General features: G+C 35.9%; 13 protein-coding genes. 10 read left to right on the plus strand and 3 right to left on the minus strand.

The genetic code is table 11. The annotated features are described in order from the left end of the window. Positions 1-66 precede the first annotated feature (66 nt). The 9 genes from metG to DICTH_RS09610 are packed head-to-tail and all read left to right on the plus strand — an operon-like array spanning position 67 to position 8,343. The gene (gene metG / locus DICTH_RS09570; RefSeq protein ID WP_012546893.1) at positions 67-1,953 is read left to right on the plus strand and encodes a methionine--tRNA ligase; all 1,887 of its coding nucleotides are present in this window, start codon (positions 67-69) and stop codon (positions 1,951-1,953) included. Beyond that, positions 1,954-3,519: a DNA polymerase III subunit gamma/tau gene (dnaX, locus tag DICTH_RS09575; RefSeq protein ID WP_012548189.1), complete on the plus strand. Its 1,566-nt coding sequence runs from the start codon at positions 1,954-1,956 to the stop codon at positions 3,517-3,519. Between the two features lie 10 nt (positions 3,520-3,529). Beyond that, positions 3,530-3,844, plus strand: a complete 315-nt coding sequence (locus DICTH_RS09580) for a YbaB/EbfC family nucleoid-associated protein (protein WP_012547809.1) — start codon at positions 3,530-3,532, stop codon at positions 3,842-3,844. 3 nt (positions 3,845-3,847) lie between these two features. Next, on the plus strand, positions 3,848-4,450 hold the full coding sequence (recR, locus tag DICTH_RS09585; RefSeq protein ID WP_012548020.1) for a recombination mediator RecR: 603 nt from the start codon (positions 3,848-3,850) through the stop codon (positions 4,448-4,450). Between the two features lie 25 nt (positions 4,451-4,475). Continuing rightward, positions 4,476-5,048 carry a 2-oxoacid:acceptor oxidoreductase family protein gene (locus DICTH_RS09590; protein WP_012547593.1) on the plus strand — a complete coding sequence of 191 codons (573 nt, stop codon included), beginning with the start codon at positions 4,476-4,478 and terminating at the stop codon, positions 5,046-5,048. Next, positions 5,045-5,323 (plus strand): 4Fe-4S binding protein, encoded by a 279-nt coding sequence (locus DICTH_RS09595; protein WP_012548703.1) that lies wholly within the window; start codon positions 5,045-5,047, stop codon positions 5,321-5,323. The genes DICTH_RS09590 and DICTH_RS09595 overlap by 4 nt, the downstream gene beginning before the upstream one ends. Positions 5,324-5,338: 15 nt before the next feature. Next, the gene (locus DICTH_RS09600) at positions 5,339-6,526 is read left to right on the plus strand and encodes a transketolase C-terminal domain-containing protein (protein ID WP_012547817.1); all 1,188 of its coding nucleotides are present in this window, start codon (positions 5,339-5,341) and stop codon (positions 6,524-6,526) included. Between the two features lie 12 nt (positions 6,527-6,538). Further along, the gene (locus DICTH_RS09605) at positions 6,539-7,474 is read left to right on the plus strand and encodes a thiamine pyrophosphate-dependent enzyme (RefSeq protein WP_012548639.1); all 936 of its coding nucleotides are present in this window, start codon (positions 6,539-6,541) and stop codon (positions 7,472-7,474) included. Positions 7,475-7,527: 53 nt separating this feature from the next. Beyond that, entirely contained in the window at positions 7,528-8,343 is an 816-nt protein-coding gene (locus DICTH_RS09610) for a deoxyribonuclease IV (protein WP_012548463.1), read from the plus strand. Here DICTH_RS09610 and DICTH_RS09615 read toward each other — a convergent pair. Genes DICTH_RS09615 through DICTH_RS09625 form a run of 3 tightly spaced genes read right to left on the minus strand, consistent with a single transcriptional unit; the run spans position 8,340 to position 11,411 of the window. Next, positions 8,340-9,326 (minus strand): acetylxylan esterase, encoded by a 987-nt coding sequence (locus DICTH_RS09615; protein WP_012548105.1) that lies wholly within the window; start codon positions 9,324-9,326, stop codon positions 8,340-8,342. The two genes, DICTH_RS09610 and DICTH_RS09615, sit on opposite strands and share 4 nt — an antisense overlap. Before the next feature lie 21 nt (positions 9,327-9,347). Continuing rightward, entirely contained in the window at positions 9,348-10,049 is a 702-nt protein-coding gene (locus tag DICTH_RS09620; RefSeq protein ID WP_012548048.1) for a potassium channel family protein, read from the minus strand. Between the two features lie 3 nt (positions 10,050-10,052). Then, positions 10,053-11,411 carry a TrkH family potassium uptake protein gene (locus DICTH_RS09625; protein WP_012546986.1) on the minus strand — a complete coding sequence of 453 codons (1,359 nt, stop codon included), beginning with the start codon at positions 11,409-11,411 and terminating at the stop codon, positions 10,053-10,055. Between the two features lie 184 nt (positions 11,412-11,595). Here DICTH_RS09625 and DICTH_RS09745 point away from each other — a divergent pair, with 184 nt between their 5' ends. Beyond that, a complete protein-coding gene (locus DICTH_RS09745; RefSeq protein WP_049751908.1) occupies positions 11,596-12,639 on the plus strand; it encodes a BPL-N domain-containing protein in 1,044 nt (347 codons plus the stop codon). Positions 12,640-12,670: the final 31 nt, after the last annotated feature.

A 12,670-nucleotide genomic window follows, 5' to 3' on the forward strand; every position in this document is an offset into this window, starting at 1 on the left:
GACATACTCCTATTTAAGTAGTATTATTATCAAGGAATTTTAGTGTATGAAAGGAGCGAATAACTTGTGAGGAACAAATTCTACATTACAACTCCCATATATTACTCAAACTCTGAACCCCACATAGGTACTGTTTACACCACTATAGTTGCGGATACCTTTGCTCGTTTCTATAGACTTAAAGATTATGATGTATTCTTCCTCACAGGCCTTGATGAACACGGGCAAAAATTAGCAAGAACAGCTCAAGAAAAAGGTTATATGCCTCAAGAATATGTAGACATGATGGCACAGAAATTTTTAGAAACTTGGAAAAAAATTGGCATAACCAATGATGACTTTATAAGAACTACTCAAAAAAGACATGAAGAGGTGGTACAAAAAGTCTTTCAAAAATTATACGATGAAGGATATCTATATAAGGGAAGCTATGCGGGTTGGTACTGTACTCCATGTGAAACTTTTTGGCAAAAGGAAGACCTTCATGATGGAAATTGCCCATCCTGTGGAAGACCTGTAGAATGGCTCGAAGAAGAAACTTATTATTTTAAGCTTTCTGCCTTTGCAGAGCCACTATTGAAATATATCGAAGAGCATCCCGAATTTGTATACCCTGAAACAAGAAGAAATGAGGTTATAAGCTTCATAAAAAGCGGTTTAAAAGATATAAGTGCCACAAGAACCACTGTAAAATGGGGTGTTCCCGTTCCCTTTGATCCAAAGCATACCGTATATGTATGGTTTGATGCTTTAGTAAACTATATAAGTGCCTTAGGATATTTAACCAATGACGACACAAAATTCAAAAGATATTGGCCTGCAGATATTCATCTCATAGGAAAAGACATACTTAGATTCCACGCAATTATATGGCCTGCTATACTTATGGCTTTAAACATTCCACTGCCCAAGACAGTGCTTGCCCACGGATTCTGGACTATAAAAGGTGGTAAGATATCTAAATCAAAAGGGAATAGAGTGGATCCTCATGAATTGATAAACCTTTATGGAGTAGACGCTCTTAGGTATTTCCTACTGAGAGAAGTACCCTTAGGACTTGATGGAGAGTACAGCGATGAGGCCTTCCATAGAAGATATCACTCTGATCTTGCCAACGATTTAGGAAACTTAGTAAACAGAGTTCTTACAGTAGCCGAAAAATACACTGAAGGAAAAGTACCAGAGCCAAAAGAATTTAAAGAAGAAGATACTTACTTACTTCAAAAGGGTGAAGATGTGGCTAATAAAGTAGAAGAGGCAATGGCAAATTTCAATCCTGCCAATGCTTTAACACAAATATGGGAAGTAATTCAAGAAGCAAACAGATACATAGATCAGCAAGCCCCTTGGAATTTAGCTTCTTCTGGTGATAACGACAGACTAAATACGGTTATCTATACCTTATTAGAGACCTTACGAAAAATTTCTATAATGCTTTATGCCTTTATACCTAACACTGCAGAAGAAATCCAGAGACAGTTAGGATACAAAGATGTACAATTTGCATGGGACCTAATTAAAGATGTTAAAATACCTGTAGGACAAAAATTAAATAAAGGTAAAATTTTATTCCCAAGAGTAGAAAGAAAGGAAGAAAAAGAGGTAGCTGAAGAGAAAAAAGAAGAACCTAAAATAACTATTGAAGAATTTAAGAAAATAGACTTAAGAATAGCAAGAGTTATTTCTGCAAGAAAGGTAGAAAATAGTGACAAACTATTACTTCTTGAGATTGATCTTGGAGACGAAAAGAGGCAAATTGTGGCTGGAATAGCAGAATACTATAAACCAGAAGAACTTATAGGTAAAGAAATAGTTGTCGTTTATAATTTACAACCTGCTAAAATAAGAGGCTATGAATCTCAAGGAATGCTTCTTGCTGCAAAAGATAACAAAGGAAGACTTGCTATTTTAACTCCTGAAAAAGAGGTAGATCCAGGATCGAAGGTGAGCTAAATGCCTATAGCCCTTTATAGAAAATGGAGACCACAAACCTTTGAGGAAGTTGTAGGGCAGGAACACATAGTAATTACCCTACAAAACAGCCTGAGATACAACCATATTGGCCACGCGTATCTTTTCGCAGGACCAAGAGGTACAGGAAAAACTACTATTGCAAGAATCCTTGCAAAAGCATTAAATTGTGTTCAAGGGCCTACCCCAACTCCGTGCCTAAAATGTGAGTCCTGTGTTGAGATTGCAGAAGGAAGAAGTATAGATGTGATTGAAATAGACGCTGCCTCAAACAGAGGAATAGACGAGATAAGAGATATTAGAGAGAAAGCAAGACTCCTTCCTGTAAGAGATAGATATAAAGTTTACATTATAGATGAAGTCCATATGCTAACCAACGAGGCCTTTAATGCCCTCCTAAAAATTCTTGAAGAGCCTCCAGAGCATGTAGTATTTATCATGGCAACTACAGAACCTCAAAAGGTTCCTTTAACCATTTTATCAAGATGCCAAAGATTTGATTTTAGAAGACTTACAAGGGATGAAGTAATAAAACAACTAGCAAAAATTGCAGAAAAAGAAGGAGCAAAAATATCCGAAGGTGCTTTAAGACTTATAGCCATACAATCCCAAGGCTCTATGAGAGATGCTATAAGCCTTTTAGAGCAACTGTTAGTCTATTCTGATCAGGAAATTACCGAAGAACTTGCCAGAAATCTTCTTGGCCTTCCTACTTATGAATTTACCTACAACTTTGCAAAAGCTCTTGGTGAATATAACATCCTTGAAGGATATAGCCTGCTTCAGCAAATCTTTCAAATGGGGAAAAACCCTCAGCAATTTGCAAAGGAGCTACTACAACACTTCAGAAACTTACTTCTATTAAAAGCTGATGAAAGAATAGGAAATCTTCTATCTCTAACCCAAGAAGAATTTGAAGAACTAATGCAAGAAACAAAATTATATACGATAAAAAGGCTTCAGGATATTATTGACCAACTTCTTATCCTTGAAAATAGGCTTAGAGACCTTACCAATGCACCTCTTGTTATGGAAATGATTCTCTTACCATTATTTATGAAAGAAGAAACTGCTGAAACTCAGCCAATCAGTCAGCCTTTAACTCAAGCAGTCTCTTCTTCACCTAAAGGCGAAGAAAAAACAGAAGAAAAGGATAAAAAAGAGGAAATTGTCACAGGAAAACCTAATATAGACGAGATTATTGACAAATGGCCCCAACTTCTTGCAAAGATTAAAAGAAGAAAAATCTCCTTAGAAGCCATGTTGAGAGAAGCAAGAATTATAGAAATAGATCAGGACGGTAAATTGATCCTTGGACTTCCTAAAAACTTCTCTTTTCTTAAAGAAAGGCTTGAGGAAAGGCCTAATAGACTATTAATTGAAGAAGAATTTAAAAAAGTATATGGTTTCCCTATACAAGTAAAATTTATAACTATTGAGGATAATCCAACCTTAGGTAATCCTGAAAAAGAAAATCCTAAAAAAGAAGAGAAGACATTATCCACTGATGACGTCAAAAATATGTTTAAGGGTAAATTAATAGAATAGGAGGGATAGAGTGAAAAATCCATTTGAGGCAATGAAACAACTTAAAAAACTTCAGGAAAAAATGGCAAAAATAGAGGAAGAATTAGAACAAACTTTAGTAGAAGGTACTGCAGGAGGGGGAGTAGTAAAAATAATAATGAATGCTAAAGAAGAGATAAAGGAGGTAAAAATAGACCCTGAGGTGGTAAATAAGGATGAAGTAGATATATTAGAGGACCTTATTGCAGCTGCATTAAGAGACGCCCTTACAAAAGCAAAAGAAAAATCAGCAGAAAAGATGGGAAGTCTCGCCGATGGACTTCCTTTACCACCTGGGCTCTTTTAGTAAATGGCAGAAAAAAGCATTTTTGAAAAGCTCATTGACGAGCTAACAAAGATCCCTGGAATTGGGCCTAAATCAGCCCAAAGAATTGCTTTTTACCTCTTAAAACAGCCACAGGAAAGTGTGGAAAGCCTTGCAAACACCATTTTAAAAGTAAAAAAAGAGATAAAACACTGTTCCATATGTTTTAACATTACTGAAAAAGACCCCTGTGAAATCTGTTCAAACCCAGAAAGAGATAAAACAACCATATGTGTAGTAGCAGAACCTAAAGATCTGTGGGCTATAGAAAAGACCTCTAAATTTAATGGGGTTTACCATGTCCTTGGAGGACTTATATCTCCATTAGATGGCGTATTTCCTGAAGATCTAAGAATAAAAGAGCTCATAGAGAGAGTTAAAAAAGGAGAGATAAAAGAAGTTATTCTTGCCACCGACTCTACCCCAGAAGGAGAAGCAACAGCCATGTATATTGCAAGGCTTCTTATGGAATATCCTGTAAAAGTCACTAGACTTGCTCACGGACTTCCTGCAGGTACAGAACTTGATTTTGCCGATGAGATAACCCTCATTCATGCATTGGAAGGAAGAAAGGAATTAATATTATAATAAGTATAAAGAAGGAGGTTATAGTATGAAAGATATGCTAGAAATTCGATGGCATGCAAGGGCAGGGCAAGGAGCAAAAACAGCTTCTTATCTCCTTGCTGAAACAGCCATGGAGGCTGGAAAATATATCCAAGCATTCCCAGAGTACGGTCCAGAAAGAACAGGAGCACCCATGAAAGCATACACAAGAATAAGTGACAAGCCTATAAGAATTCATAGCCAGATATACAACCCTGATGTGGTAGTAGTTCTCGACAAGACCCTTATCGGAAAAGTCAACGTATTAGAGGGGCTTCCATCTGACGGAATAATCATTGTAAACACCACTCAGCCTCCCGAAGAAATAAGAGAACAGCTTGGAATCTCTGACCGAAAAATTTACACTGTAGATGCTACTGGTATAGCCTTAGAGACTATTGGAAGACCTATACCAAATACTCCTATGCTTGGAGCCTTAATTCGTGTAGTTCCAATAATAAGCTTAGATGAAGTTCTCAATCAGTTTAGAAAGAAATTTGAAGGAAGGTTTAAACCCGAAGTAATAGAGGGTAACCTTCAAGCAATAAAAAGAGCTTACGAGGAGGTAAAGGGAGAATGAAATTACCAGGATGGAAAGAATTAGTAAATATAGGTCCTATTGTACCTGCACAAACTTCTAAAGAGTATAAAACGGGTGATTGGAGAACCTTCAGACCTGAAATTGATTATAGCAAGTGCACTACATGTCTGTTTTGCTGGCTCTTCTGCCCCGATTCTGCAGTAAAATTTGACGGACAAAAAGTCTACATTGATTATGATTACTGCAAAGGTTGTGGTGTTTGTGCAGCTGAATGTCCTGTCAAAGCAATAACTATGAAAGAAGAAGAAAAATAAAGGAGGGAAGAGGAAATGAAAACTCAAATTAAAAGAATTGCTATAGAAGGTAATGAGGCAGCAGCATTAGCCTTTAAGCAAGTAAATCCTGATGTAGTTGCTGCCTATCCTATAACACCTTCTACTGAGGTAGTTCAGAAATTCTCTGAATATGTAGCCAATGGAGAGGTAGATACAGAATTTGTACCCGTAGAGAGTGAACACAGCGCCATGAGTGCATGTATTGGTGCTGCTGCCGCAGGAGCAAGAGTAATGACTGCTACAGCCTCCCAAGGACTTGCTTTAATGTGGGAGATGCTTTATATTGCATCAGCCCTCAGACTCCCTATCGTTATGTCCGTATCAAACAGAGCTTTATCTGCTCCAATAAATATTCATGGAGATCATAGCGATGCTATGGGAGCAAGAGATTCTGGCTGGATACAAATCTTTTCTGAAAATGTGCAAGAAATATATGATAATATCTTTCAAGCAGTAAAAATTGCAGAACATCCCGATGTAAGACTTCCTGTAATGGTAGGATACGATGGATTCATCACAAGCCATTCAGAAGAGATGATAGAAATACTCGAAGACGATGTAGTAAGAAATTTCATAGGCAAATATAAACCAAAATACACCTTGCTCGATGTAGATAATCCTATAGCCGTTGGTCCCCTCGCTCTAACCGATTCCTATTTTGAGTTCAAAGTAGCACAGGCTTATGCCCTTGAAAATTCTCTTCCAATTATAAAACAGGTAGGCAAGGAATACGGTGATCTTACAGGAAGATATTATGATGTAATAGAAAGATACAGAACTGAAGGAGCAGAATATATCATAGTTGCTATGAGCTCTACAGTGGGGACCGCAAGAGAAGTGGTCGATACCCTAAGAGAAAAGGGACTTCCTGTGGGACTTCTTAAGATTAGAGTATTTAGACCATTCCCTACCGAGGATATTATAAATGCTCTTAAAGATGCAAAAGTAATAGGAATCCTTGACAGAAGCATGGTACCTGGATCCTTCGGCGGACCACTCTATCACGAAATTACCTCTGCCTTCTATCATTACGAAAAAAGGCCTATCGCTCAAGCATATGTGTATGGCCTTGGAGGTAGAGATATCACTACTCAACATATAGAAAAAGTATTTGAAGAGCTCATAGATATAGGTAAGAAAGGAAAGCCAAATCCTCTTACCTATATCGGAGTAAGAGAATAGGAGGTGCTAAAAATGGCAATTAATTTAAGGGAAATAGCCTTAAAAGAGGAAAAATTAGTTAGTGGACATAGATTGTGTGCAGGTTGTGGAGCAAGCATCATCGTAAGAATGGTCCTTAACGCTATAGACGAACCCGTAGTAGTAGCTAATGCCACCGGATGCCTTGAAGTTGCCACAACCATATTCCCCTTTAATGCATGGAATGTACCATGGATACATTCTGCCTTTGAGAATGCAGCAGCAACTATAGCAGGAGTAGAGGCAGCATACAAAGCCTTAAAGAGAAAAGGAGAAATAGATAGGGAAATAAGGTTTATAAGCTTCGCCGGAGATGGTGGAACATACGACATTGGACTTCAGGCTCTCTCTGGAGCAATAGAGAGAGGACATAGAGCAGTATTTATCTGCTACAATAACGAAGCATATATGAACACAGGAATCCAAAGATCAGGAGCAACCCCAAGAGGTGCTTTCACTACTACATCTCCTGCAGGAAAAGCAATTCCTGGAAAACCTCAGAAAAGAAAGAACTTAACAGAAATGATGGTGGCAAATGGAGCAAAATATGTGGCTCAAGCATCACCAAGTCACTGGAGAGATTTAATGGAGAAGGTAAAAAAGGCGGTAAACACCGATGGACCCGCCTTTTTAAATATATACTCCACATGTCCAAGAGGATGGAGAACTCCCGATAATTCTGCCATAAGTATTGCAAGACTTGCAGTAGAAACCGGTGTATGGCCTCTCTACGAAGTAGAGAATGGAAAATACAAGATAAATTACAAACCGCCAAAAGGATTTAAACCTGTCGAGGAGTTCTTAAAAGTACAAGGAAGATTTGCACACCTCCTCAAACCAGAAAATGCTCATATATTAGAAGAATTCAAAAAAGATATAGAAGAAGAATGGAAAAGACTCCTCAGTATGGAAGAAGCTACAAATAAATAAATATCATGAAACCAAAAAGGCTCCCCCTTCACGGGGGAGCCATCCATTTTAAAATGACTAAGAACAGTTATAAACTTGGTGTTCATCTTTTCAGAGGTGGAAGATCAGTATTAGAAGATATAAAATTACTTCGAATAAATACTGCTCAACTTTTTTCAGGAAATCCAAGAAGCTATAAACCTACCAATGAGAAACTTCCAATCTTTCCCTTTAATTCTGTTTTTATCCATGCTCCTTATGTAGTAAACATAGCATCTCCCGATGAAAAAGTCTTTAATCTCTCTATCAAAAAAGTCATAGAAGAATTAAGACTTGCAGAAGAATTAGACTGGGAAGGACTAATAATACATCCTGGAAGTAGTAAAAAGATGGGAAAAGAGGTAGCTAAAAAGAACTTTTTCAAAGCCCTTGAAAAAATTTTAGAAGAAGATATAAGAGCTAAACTCATAGTTGAAAACAGCGCAGGAGAAGGTGACGGTTGGGGTTCAACCTTAGAAGACTTTTACTCCATATATGAAGAATTCCCAGTAGTATATTTTTGTATTGATACTTGTCACCTCTTTGCAGCAGGGTACAACTTGAAGAATCCGAGGGTATGCCAATCAATCTTTCATTCTTTCTTTGAAAAGATTCCCATGGAAAAATTAGTGCTGATTCACGTAAATGATTCTCACTTTCCTTTAGGATCCCATAGAGATCAACATGCTCACATAGGAAAGGGGGCTATTGGGATAGGAGGATTTAAAAATCTTTTAAGTATCCCAGAAATAAGAAAAATTCCTCTTATCCTCGAAACCCCCAAAGACACTCCAATGGCAGACCTCTATAATTTACATACCATAAGAAAGATCTTAGAAAATTCCGATTAATCTTTTAGATTTCTCTTTGCAAACTTCATCTTTTCATAAGTATGGAAAGTACCGCCACCCTCGTGTCCATTGAAAGGATAAACTTTTATCTCCTTTTCTCCTCCATAATAGTTATATGCAGCAAAGACCGTTGAGGGTGGACATATATTGTCCATAAGAGCCACTGAAAATAGTGCTTTTGCCTTTGCTCTTACAGCAAAATTTACCCCATCAAAATAAGATAAGGTTTTAAAAACCTTATCCACATGATCCCTATGAGTCTTAAGATATTGCACTATTTCTTGGTATGGATATCCATCCGTTATCTCTACTGCTCTTCTATAATGGCATAAAAAGGGTACATCAGGCATTGCAATCTTAATATCTATACCTACATAAGGGGCAAGTCCTGCAACTGCTATGGTAATACCTCCCCCTTGACTTCCTCCTGTTATTCCAATTCTCTCTCTATCCACATCAGGAAAAGCCATAAGGGTCTCCACAGCCCTTACCGCATCAGTAAATACTCTCCTGTAATAATACTTCTTAGGATGGAGAATACCCCTTGTCATAAATCCAGAGTACTGAGGATCGAAAGGTTCATCATCATAGTCAGGAGTATTACCAGGGCTCCAAGAACTCCCTTGTCCTCTTGTATCCATTATAAGATGAATAAATCCCATATTTGCCCATAAAAGAAAATCATAAGCAAAACTTCTTCCCCCACCATATCCTATATACTCCACTATACCCGGCAGTTTTCCCGATCTATTTTTAGGAGCTATTAACCATCCCTTTATTCTTTGTCCTTTATATCCTGAAAAGGTTACATCATAGGTATCCACAAGCTCAAGGCCAAAATCTACCTTCTCAAAAATAGGATTCAAAGGATATTTTTTAGACTCTTCCAAAGTCTCCTTCCAAAAACTATCAAAATCCTCAGGCTCCTCTCTTTCAGGCAGATACTTCCAAAGTTCCGATAAAGGTAAATCAAAAAAAGCCATAATACAACCCCCTTTCCAATGTTATAATTTGCTTAAAAACTTATTAAGATTTTCAAAACTACCTATAATGTATAGAATATCGCCCTTTTGTATTCTTTCAGAAGGAGAAATATTGCTAATTAAATCTGAGCCTCTCTGAATAGCAATTATAGATAATCCATAATTTTTACGAAGATCAAGTTCTTGTATTGTCTTACCAACAATCGCTTCTGGAGGTTCTAACTCAAAGATCTTAGTATTTGCATAAAATTCCATATAATCTATAACGTTTGGAACTACTAGTCTCTGAGCAATCCTTACCCCCATATCTCTTTCTGGATACACCACAAGATCTACACCTATTTTATCAAGAATCTTCTCATGAGGCTCACTTATAGCTCTTGCAATAACAAATTTTACTCCAAGTTCTTTAACTAACAGTGAGGTAAGTACACTCGCCTCTATATCATGAGCAATGGAAACTATAACTACATCTACATTTTGTACGCCAGCTTCTCTTAATGCATTTATATTTGTAGAATCCAAAACTTTAGCATAAGAAACATAATCTTTAATTTCTTCTACTTTATTCTCATCCTTATCAATGGCAATCACTGAAAACCCCATTCTCTCAAGAGTAACAGCTACTGAAGCCCCAAACCTACCAAGACCTATTACTGCAAAACTGTTTAATCTTGACTTATCAAGGCCAGCTCTTTTTAACCTATAAGATAAAGATTTCATAAATTAACCTATACTCACCTCCTCAGAAGGATACTCAATTTGTGATCTCTTAGAGAAAGGTATTAGAACCGCCATACCCGCAGTAACGGTACCAACCCTTCCTAAAAACATAGTCAAAATAATAACAATTCTTGCAAAAGGGGAAAGATAAGGAGTAATTCCTGTAGAAAGTCCTACAGTACCAAAGGCAGATACTACCTCAAAAAGTATATTTAAGGGTGGAAAGGGCTCAGTAATAAGAAGCAAAAACCAACTAACAACTACCAAAGTTAATGAAAGCAGAAATACTGTATATGCTCTTTTTACATTTTCCCAAGGTATAGCTCTGTCCTTAAAACGTACACTTTTTCTCTCAAGAATAACAGCAGTAACACTTAACCACAAAACAAGAAAGGTTACTGTTTTTATTCCTCCTCCAGTACCTCCAGGAGAAGCTCCAATAAACATTAAAACTATGAGAAAAAGCAATGTAGAAGGGTTCATTTTACCAATATTCAAGGTATTAAAACCAGCTGTCCTAGGAGTTACAGCCTGAAAATAGGAACCTAAAAGTTTGCCCCATAGATTTAGAGGCCTTAATGTATTTGGGTTATTATATTCAAGTACAAAAATTATGAGAGTACCAATTACAATTAGAAATAAAGTAGTAAGTAGAGCCATCTTAGTGTGTAAAGAAAGATGCATTCTTATGCCTCTAATTTTCTGAATTATATCATGTATAACAATAAATCCTATTCCTCCAACTATAATAAGAGTCGTAATAGTAAAAACAAGATGAGCATTAGAAACGTATTCAGTGAAGCTCTTAAAACCGCCTATTAAGTCAAAACCAGCATTACAAAAAGCAGAAACAGAATGAAAAACAGCAAATTTTATACTCTTCAGAAGAGGATAATTTTTAATAAAAACAAAAAACAAAGAAAAGGCCCCTATAGTCTCAAAAACAAAAACAGTTATCAAGACATTTCTCAAAAAAGAAACAATACCTCTTAAAGAGGTAGCATTTAAAGAATATTGCAAAATTAGTCTTTCTCTAAGTTGAATTCTTCTATTTAAAAGAAGCATCATTCCTGTAGCAATTACAGCATAACTTAAGCCACCAATCTGTATAAGAAGAAGAATTACTAAATGCCCAAAATCAGACCAATAAGTACCTGTATCAACCACAACAAGCCCAGTAACACAAGTTGCCGACGTTGCTGTAAAAAGTGCGGTAAGAAAATCAGTAAATTTACCCTGACTAGAGGATATGGGAAGGGTTAATAAAACAGCTCCAGTAAGTATTATGACTAAGAAACTTATAATGAAGAAGGCTGCAGGATTAATTCCCCTCTTCTTAGGAGCTAATTCATTCTCTATCATAAAAAGGTTAAAAATTCACCTCTTTTCCTTAAAAACAAACTCTAAGAGCACATTCAAGTATTTTATATCAGAGGTTAACCATCGTCAAATTTGCCAAAATTTTATATAATATATTACAATTATGATCGCTTTTACTAAAACAAAGACTTTTATATATAAATTTCCAGTTATAGTAAGCACTTTATTGTTAATACCATTATTAATTATAGTCCTTGTCAATGTAAACACAACAAGTCACTATATAATATTCTCTCTTGAAAGTGAAAAGTTTACCCAATCAAAAATTTTAAATATCTTATCAGATCTAAATAATAGAGTTAATAAAGATAATTTTAAAGCTTATCTCACTCTTGAGCCATTAAGTATAAAAGATAATACCTTTCCTAAAGGATCCCTTATACTCTATGTGAATAAAGATAATAAAAAACTTATTTTAGATTTTATCAAAAAGCACAACATAAAAAAATTTCTCGAAATATCTAAAATAAACGTACCTACCTTAGAAATAAAACCTGTAAAAATTGCTGTTCTTGAATCAGGAGATACATTTTATCTTTATAACTCATTAAACATGCTAAACTTTGCCTATCATAAAATAACTCCAGAAGATATCAAGAAAAATGCCTTAGATATCAATAATTTCGATATATTAATCATTCCCCCAGGCACATCTCATACTATAGCCAAAAACCTTGGAGAGATTGGAGGAAAGAAAATAAGAGAGTTTATAGAAAAAGGAGGAAACTACATAGGTATATGCGCAGGAGCCTACTTACTCTTATCAGATAGTACCCACGGAATAGAATCCTTAAAATTTTTAAAAGATATAGAAACCCTAAACCAAAAACCTTGGAATATTGGAATGGGAGTCCTAAAAATAAAAATGAAAGAACACCCTATAACATTAGGTCTCAATTATGAAGAACTACCAGTCATATATATCAATGGACCTATAATTAAAAATATAAACCCTAATTATAATATTGCCTCATATCTACCTCTATCCTCTCCGAAAGATTTTCTCAATAATCTCCCCAATCTCTATGAACTAAATAAGATAATAACTACTGGTATCGCTCTATCGCATATACCTTTTAAAAAGGGTGACATAATTCTTTTTTCTTTTCATCCAGAATTAAACTCTTTACCTGGTACCTCAATCAAACTCTCAGATCCATATAATTTAAGGTTATTGTTTAATGCTATATATTTTTCAATTAACAGTTAAATTTTAAACTTTCCTTAATTGAACAATACAA

This window comes from Dictyoglomus thermophilum H-6-12, from assembly GCF_000020965.1.
GTDB classification, from domain to species: domain Bacteria; phylum Dictyoglomota; class Dictyoglomia; order Dictyoglomales; family Dictyoglomaceae; genus Dictyoglomus; species Dictyoglomus thermophilum.

Coding starts and splice junctions, on each gene's coding strand:
- DICTH_RS09595 (WP_012548703.1), top strand. CDS start 5,045: ATGAAATTACCAGGATGGAAAGAATTAGTAAATATAGGTCCTATTGTA.
- DICTH_RS09590 (WP_012547593.1), top strand. CDS start 4,476: ATGAAAGATATGCTAGAAATTCGATGGCATGCAAGGGCAGGGCAAGGA.
- DICTH_RS09600 (WP_012547817.1), top strand. CDS start 5,339: ATGAAAACTCAAATTAAAAGAATTGCTATAGAAGGTAATGAGGCAGCA.
- DICTH_RS09605 (WP_012548639.1), top strand. CDS start 6,539: ATGGCAATTAATTTAAGGGAAATAGCCTTAAAAGAGGAAAAATTAGTT.
- recR (WP_012548020.1), top strand. CDS start 3,848: ATGGCAGAAAAAAGCATTTTTGAAAAGCTCATTGACGAGCTAACAAAG.
- DICTH_RS09610 (WP_012548463.1), top strand. CDS start 7,528: ATGACTAAGAACAGTTATAAACTTGGTGTTCATCTTTTCAGAGGTGGA.
- DICTH_RS09625 (WP_012546986.1), bottom strand. CDS start 11,411: ATGATAGAGAATGAATTAGCTCCTAAGAAGAGGGGAATTAATCCTGCA.
- DICTH_RS09615 (WP_012548105.1), bottom strand. CDS start 9,326: ATGGCTTTTTTTGATTTACCTTTATCGGAACTTTGGAAGTATCTGCCT.
- dnaX (WP_012548189.1), top strand. CDS start 1,954: ATGCCTATAGCCCTTTATAGAAAATGGAGACCACAAACCTTTGAGGAA.
- DICTH_RS09620 (WP_012548048.1), bottom strand. CDS start 10,049: ATGAAATCTTTATCTTATAGGTTAAAAAGAGCTGGCCTTGATAAGTCA.